Genomic DNA, 6,615 nt, shown 5'->3' with positions numbered 1-6,615 from the left:
GCAGCCAAACGTGCTCCAAAAATCAAAAAGACAAAAGAATATGTCGACGTACTACAAGCTTCAGCTCACTTCTCCACCTATCGCGTCCTTAAAAACGCAAAGAAAACACCTTGAAAGGGCTGGGGCTGAAGGCCCGCTCTATAGTTCTTTAGCCGGAGTGTGTCACGGAACTGGAATAATCGCGAGGTTGCTGGAGACCTGGGGCGTTGGCCCAGGCGGATATAGCTGAAAGGCCCCGCCCTTCAGCGCTTATCTCGCCGATCTCACGGTGTCGGTGTCGAATTCATCCACATGAATCATTGGGCTGAGCTCAATACATTCAAGCTTCTGAAAATCAGGTGAGTTTTGCTAAGGGCAGAGTTCCTGGCGTAGAAAAGATGGGAAGCTCCATTGCGATTTTGCGATGAGAAGACTTTCAAATCAAAGGAACTTACGATGAAGCGGACGGCATTGGTAACCGGCGCATCGCGCGGTCTTGGGCGTGCGATCGCACACGAACTCGGCACGGCAGGCATGAATGTGGTCGTCAACTACTTCAACGGCAAAGCCGGAGCCGAGGATCTCTGCGATCAGATCCGCAAGCTCGGCGCGCAGGCCCTGGCCGTAAAGGCTGACGTTCGAAATCCCGCCGAGATCGACGCGCTGGTCACGCAGGCTGAGAAGGCTTTCGGGGGCATCGACGTCCTGGTCGTCAATGCGACGGGACCTCAGCCGCTGCTTTCGATCGAAGAGCAGACGTGGGAAAGCTATCTTGATCAACTGGAGTTTTTTGTGAAGTCTCCGCTGCTTCTGCTCAAGCGGGTTCTCCCGCGTATGAAGGAGAAGCAATTCGGCCGCATCATTCAGATCGGAAGCGAAGTCTTCGAGTTAGGAAACCCTCGGTTCGCCAACTATGTGGCGGCAAAAGGCGCCCAGCTGGGGCAGACCCGTTCCTGGGCACGCGAACTGGCGCCGACCGGCATTACCGTAAATCTGGTCGCCCCAGGCTGGATACCCACGGAGCGCCACGTCGGCACTCCGCAGGCAGAGTTAGACCAGTATCTGCAAACCCTGCCCACAAAGAAGATGGGAGTTCCTCAAGATGTCGCGAAGGCCGTAGCCTTTCTCGCGAGCGACGGAGCCGGATTTGTCACTGGACAGAAAATTTCAGTGAATGGTTCCAATACGCTCGAGTAAATGGGCGGCGACGATGTGGCTAGGCGTAGGGAAGGCTAAGCCAATTAATTCCGAGTCATGCATTGATCCGGTTCATCAGATCTTGTGAGCCGAATCCGCACATGAGGGAACGTGGCATTTGATTCAGGCCGAAAGACTGGAAAGATCAATATGAACGCTATTGGTGGAAAGAAGATCGCCATTGTCGGCGGAGGACCAGGCGGGCTTACCCTGGCACGCCTGCTGCAGCAAAGCGGTGCGCAGGTGTCAGTGTATGAGCGTGACCGAAGCCGCAGCGAACGAGTCCAGGGCAGTGCATTGGACCTTCACGAAGACTCTGGACTGGCAGCCCTGGAAGCCGCCGGTCTGACAGAAGTCTTCTGGGCGAATCATCGGCCAGACCTCAACAACCTTCGCCTTACCGATGCAAACGGCACGGTTCTTCACGATCACTTTCGCCGGATGTCCGGTCCGGGGCAACGTCCTGAGATTGAACGTGGACCTCTGCGCGATCTTCTGCTTCGATTCGCTCGAGCCTGGTACGGTGCAGTGGGACTGCAAGCTGGAGTCGTCAGAGATTCAAGGTGAGCAGGTCTTGTTACGCTTCGCAGGCGAAAAGACGGCAGTCGCCGACATCGTTATCGGTAGCGACGGCGCAAACTCCCGCTTGCGTGAACTGGTCACTCCCGTCCAGCCGCAGTATGTCGGCGTGTCGCTTGTAGAGGGCCTTGTCCCTGCGGCAAAGCAGACGATACCGGAGTTGTGGGATCTTCTCGCAGGCTCAGCCCTGATCGCTTTAGGCAGCGAGAGGACGATTGGTATAGGTACGAAGCCGGACGGCAGCGTGCTGCTGTATGCGGGCCTGAAGACAGAGGATCGTGTGGTAAGGCAGAGCCTTGAGGAGGCAGTCGAACCGGATCAGCGGGTTGGATGGTTCCACGCCAATTTCAAAGGCTGGAGCGATCTATGGGAACCACTCTTTCGAGAGGCCATCTCTATGGTCTGGCGTCCGCTCCTTGTTGTCCCGATGGATCAACCCTGGAAGTCAAAGCCGAACGTGACCTTGATTGGCGATGCGGCGCACGTGATGCCTCCTTATGCGGGCGAAGGCGTGAATATGGCGATGCTTGATGCCCTTGTCCTGTCTAGGCTCCTTCTTAGTGAGGAGTCAGCCTCGAAAGCCATTGCAGCCTATGAAGCGGAGATGTTTGCCCGGATGCGGCGTATGACGGCAGACACCATGGTGAACACAGAGATGTTCTATGCGCCGGATGCCTGTGAGCGCGTCGTAGCTTTGTTCCGCAGCTTCGGTGGGAACGAAGCGGTTCTGCCAGCCTCGGAGGCCTGATCCGAGCCGGTCGGTTCCTGAAACATGAGGAGGTATTTCCTCCCGGCTAGAGAGGTTCTCTTCCGGGTAGCTCCCTCGCTGATGGAGAACAGCTCTAGTTCGCGCCTGTGGCGCGAATGCCTTGCTTAAGGGGACGGCTTTCAGCCGTCCCGTACCGAGCTCCAAAGATATGCGGCTTTAGCCGCTGAGGTACCGAAGCTATGACCTCAGCGGCTAAAGCCGCATCTTTTCTCCGCGCTGTACCGGCACGGCTGAAGCCGTGCCCTTAAGCAAGACCGTTCGAGCTTCGCTCGATGTCCCAGAGTTGACGTACCACTTTGTTCCTCCCGGCTAGAATCCAACCATGACCTCGTTCCTCGCTGAAGCGCTCCCGCCTGAGTGTATGGCCGGCACCTTCGTCTCCAACGGCTGGATTGCCCTCGTCATCACTATCCTTGGCTTGCTTTTCGCCTTATATGCTCTGGCCAAAGGGCTTCAGTGGCTCGGCGAGCAGACAATGGCAAAGCGCAGCAATACCACTCCGCCTGACCGCCATTCGGCCAAATCTACGCTCCTTATCCTCTGGATACTTCTTCCTCCTAGCTGGATGTACTGTGAGCACATCTTTCTCTATCGAGCCTTCGGCAAACCAGATTGCTTTGACGCGTTCGCTCACGCCCAGTGGATCGTTGCCACGGGTTGGCTTGCTACGCTTGCGGTGCTCGTATTTATCTACTTCGGTCGCGAGATTTCAGGCAAGGATTGACAGCTCAAAATTCAACTGTATACAGTGTTGCGGCACGCGTCGATGCAGCACTGCATAAGGAGAATTATGTCCCGCCGATTGCTCGAACTGTGTCTTGCGTTGGCGGTGTGCGTCCCATCTTCGCATGCGCAGAGCTACCCGCCGGCTCCTCCTATTCCTGGGCAGAATGTGAATGGCATGCATATCTATATCCGGGCGGGATTGAAGACGCATGCGCCGGGCTTGCATGATTATCCGCAGTTCCTTGCCGACTGGAGCAAGGTGCTGACCGAGCACGGTGCTGTTGTGGATGGTTCGTATCATTTCCCCACGGATGAGGAACTTGCGCACACCGATGTGATCGTCTTCTATAAGGGCGACTCTGGTTACCTGACGGACAAGCAGAAAACGACGCTTGAAACATATCTGAAGCGCGGCGGAGGCCTGGTAGGGATTCACGATACGATCTGCGGGCCAGATCCGGCCTACTTTGCCACCATCTTCGGCGGAGCGAAGAAGCATGGTGAGGTGAACTACACCTGGGACGCTCCCATTCCGTACACCATTGTCGATAAGTCCGATCCGATCATGCAGGGAATGACAGATCTGACTCTGCCGGATGATGAAGCATTCTTCAGCATGACCTGGGCGCAGAATCCCAAAATTCATGTGCTGGCGACTACTGTGATGGCGGCAACGCCGAGCGCCGGTACACATAAGGGAGAGGTGGTTCCCCAGATCTGGACATACGAACACACACTTCCGGGCGGCCAGCCGGCGCGTGCATTTGTGTGGATGCAGGGGCACAAGTACGAGAGTTTCTCTAACCCGCAGATTCAGGCAATGCTGTTGCGCGGTATCGCATGGGCGGGCAAGCATCCGGTGAACGAGTTGGTAGATTACAAAGCCCCGCCGCAACGGAAACGAGATTGAAGTTGTCTATGAAGCCGACTCGAGCTCGCTACGGTGTGGTGGCGCTGGCAATTTCGCTGGCGGTGCTCTCGTATGTGCAGCGCGTGGCTATCTCGCAGGCTGCTGTGCCAATCGCTCGGGATCTTCATTTGAACAAGGCACAGATGGGCCTTATCTTCGGCGCCTTTGGTCTGTCGTATGCGCTGTTCGAGCTTCCGATGGGACTGCTCGGTGACCGCATCGGCGTCCGCCGCGTTCTGCTGCAGATCGTACTCGCGTGGTCTGCCTTCACCGCCTTAACCGGTGTCGCATGGAACGTGGCCAGCATGTGGGTGATTCGGTTTCTCTTTGGCGCTGGAGAGGCCGGCTGCTTTCCAAACCTGACGCGCATGTTGAGTGTCTGGTTGCCGCGCCGCGAGCGGATCAGGGCTCAGTCCATGATGTGGGCGTTCACTCGATGGGGCGGTGCCGTTACGCCGCCATTGGCGCTGGCGTTGATCACTCTGGTGAACTGGCACTGGGCATTCGTACTCTTCGCATTGATGGGTGTGCTTTGGTGCGTCGTGTTTTCCGCATGGTTTCGCGATGATCCGCTACGGCATGGCAGCGTGAACGCGGCAGAGGCCGATCTCATTTTGCAGCAGCGGGCACTGACAATTCATGTTGGGCAGCACAATTGGCTAAAGGTGCTGCTCACGACCCGCGTGCTGCTGCTGACGCTGCAGTACTTTTGTTTCTCGTTCGTCTGGTATTTCTACATCACCTGGCTGCCCACATACCTGCGCGAAGCGCGAGGACAGACCGTCGCGCGTGCGGCTACGCTCTCGGTGATTCCGCTGCTGTTCGGAGGAGTGGGATCGCTGCTGAGCGGCATGTTGCCGCTGCGCATACCACGCCGCATTGTCGCCTTATGCGGCTTCTTGTTTACGGCAATGCTGCTGTTTGTGTTTACGCGCATCACCGATGTAATTCCGGCGATGATCTGTCTCGGCTTTGCAAGCTTCTTCAGCGATATCACCATGCCGATCTCCTGGAATGCGTGCGTGGAGATCGGTGGTCCATATACCGCTACAGTGGCTGCCACGATGAATATGCTGGGTAACCTTGCCGGCTTTGCCGCGCCGGTATTTGCAGGTTTTCTGCTGCAGCGCAGCGGTGGCAATTGGAACTCCCTGATCTACACGATGGTAGGAGCGGCGTGCGTCTCTGCAAGTTGCTGGCTCGTGCTCGACCCGGAGAGCAGGTTGTCTGCTCCGGGGCAGGGAAGCGCAGCACAAATGTTGGACGCTCAGGCAGAAACGAATTCTTTGTAAGCAGTTAAAGCGCTGAAGGCGCGATCTATACCAGCCTGGGGCAGCGCCCCAGGTTGCGGTGCTCACAGGAAGTTAAAGGGCTGAAGGCCCGCCCTATAATTCCATGGCGTCGTACCCACCCTAACTCCGTGAGGCTTCACCCCAGCCAGCCAAGCTGGCTGGGAACCCCGAGGTGGGGCACCCGGGTTGGTTAACGGACCGTTCCGTTTAGGAGATTTGCTCTAACCGTTGACGCAAAACAACGGAACTCTGTATACAGTTGCAGAATCTCCAGCCGGTCCGATGTAGCTGTTCCGGACCTTCGAAGAACAGGTGGTACGATGGTCATCGATCTATCGGGTAGAACAGCAGTGATCACCGGCGCGAGTCGTGGCCTTGGAGAGGCGATGTCGCTGGCTCTGGCGGAAGCAGGTGCGGCGATTGCGCTGGTGGCGCGCGATGTCGAGCGTCTGAAGTCCGTCAAGTCCGCCATTGAGGAGAAGGGCGGCACTGCGGAGTTGTTCACCGCAGACGTGACCTGCGAGAGTGATGTGATCCGGCTGCAGGAGCAGGTTCAGCAGCGCTTTGGTGCTCCTCAAATCCTTATCAACAATGCCGGAACTAACATCCGTAAGCCGTTGATCGAGTTCACCCTAGAGGAATTTCGCAGCGTGCTCGACTCCAGTCTGATCTCCACCTTTCTAATGAGCCGAGCGTTTGTGCCAGGGATGCAGGGCACCGGCTTCGGGCGCATTCTGAATATGACCTCCATCATGAGTCATGTTTCGCTGCCGGGACGTACGGCCTACTCGTCGGCGAAGACGGCGCTTCTTGGATTCACGCGTGCACTTTCACACGAGCTCGCGTCAGAAGGCATCACCGTTAACGGCATCAGCCCTGGGCCGTTCGGCACCGAGATGAACATGCCGGTGATGAATAACCCCGAGGCGAATGCGCAGTTCCTGGCCAGCCTTCCGGTCGGACGCTGGGGCAAGGTGGAGGAGATCGGTGCGCTGGCCTGCTATCTGTGCTCGGAACATGCCGGCTTTATCACCGGAACGGACATTCTTATCGATGGCGGCTGGACCGCGAAATAAGGAAGTGAAACGAAAACAGGGATCGAGGTCAGTATTTAGTGCGTAGGTAGAGTTTGCTCCGGGAAGGGCGGCGGAAGATGCAATTCA

At 57.0% G+C, this 6,615-nt stretch carries 7 protein-coding genes; all 7 read left to right on the top strand.

From position 1 onward, the window contains the following. Nucleotides 1-435 precede the first annotated feature (435 nt). The gene (locus tag OHL21_RS04240) at nt 436-1,176 is read left to right on the top strand and encodes an SDR family oxidoreductase (RefSeq protein ID WP_263416002.1); all 741 of its coding nucleotides are present in this window, start codon (nt 436-438) and stop codon (nt 1,174-1,176) included. 111 nt (nt 1,177-1,287) lie between these two features. Then, nucleotides 1,288-1,743: an FAD-dependent oxidoreductase gene (locus tag OHL21_RS04235; protein WP_263416001.1), complete on the top strand. Its 456-nt coding sequence runs from the start codon at nt 1,288-1,290 to the stop codon at nt 1,741-1,743. Then, nucleotides 1,652-2,503 (top strand): FAD-dependent oxidoreductase, encoded by an 852-nt coding sequence (locus tag OHL21_RS04230; protein WP_263416000.1) that lies wholly within the window; start codon nt 1,652-1,654, stop codon nt 2,501-2,503. Before OHL21_RS04235 ends, OHL21_RS04230 begins: the two co-directional genes overlap by 92 nt. A gap of 343 nt (nt 2,504-2,846) precedes the next feature. Next, complete coding sequence (locus tag OHL21_RS04225) at nt 2,847-3,248, top strand: hypothetical protein (RefSeq protein ID WP_263415999.1); 402 nt, start codon at nt 2,847-2,849, stop codon at nt 3,246-3,248. A gap of 66 nt (nt 3,249-3,314) precedes the next feature. Beyond that, the gene (locus OHL21_RS04220; RefSeq protein ID WP_263415998.1) at nt 3,315-4,160 is read left to right on the top strand and encodes a ThuA domain-containing protein; all 846 of its coding nucleotides are present in this window, start codon (nt 3,315-3,317) and stop codon (nt 4,158-4,160) included. Between the two features lie 8 nt (nt 4,161-4,168). After that, nucleotides 4,169-5,452 (top strand): MFS transporter, encoded by a 1,284-nt coding sequence (locus tag OHL21_RS04215; RefSeq protein WP_263415997.1) that lies wholly within the window; start codon nt 4,169-4,171, stop codon nt 5,450-5,452. Between the two features lie 320 nt (nt 5,453-5,772). Beyond that, nucleotides 5,773-6,528, top strand: coding sequence for an SDR family NAD(P)-dependent oxidoreductase (locus OHL21_RS04210; protein WP_263415996.1), 756 nt, complete (start codon nt 5,773-5,775; stop codon nt 6,526-6,528). Nucleotides 6,529-6,615 lie beyond the last annotated feature (87 nt).

The organism is Terriglobus albidus, from assembly GCF_025685425.1.
In the GTDB taxonomy this organism is placed as follows: Bacteria; Acidobacteriota; Terriglobia; order Terriglobales; family Acidobacteriaceae; genus Terriglobus; species Terriglobus albidus.
The sequence above is the reverse complement of the archived record's forward strand: the minus strand, read 5'-3'. Positions and strand labels throughout refer to the sequence as shown.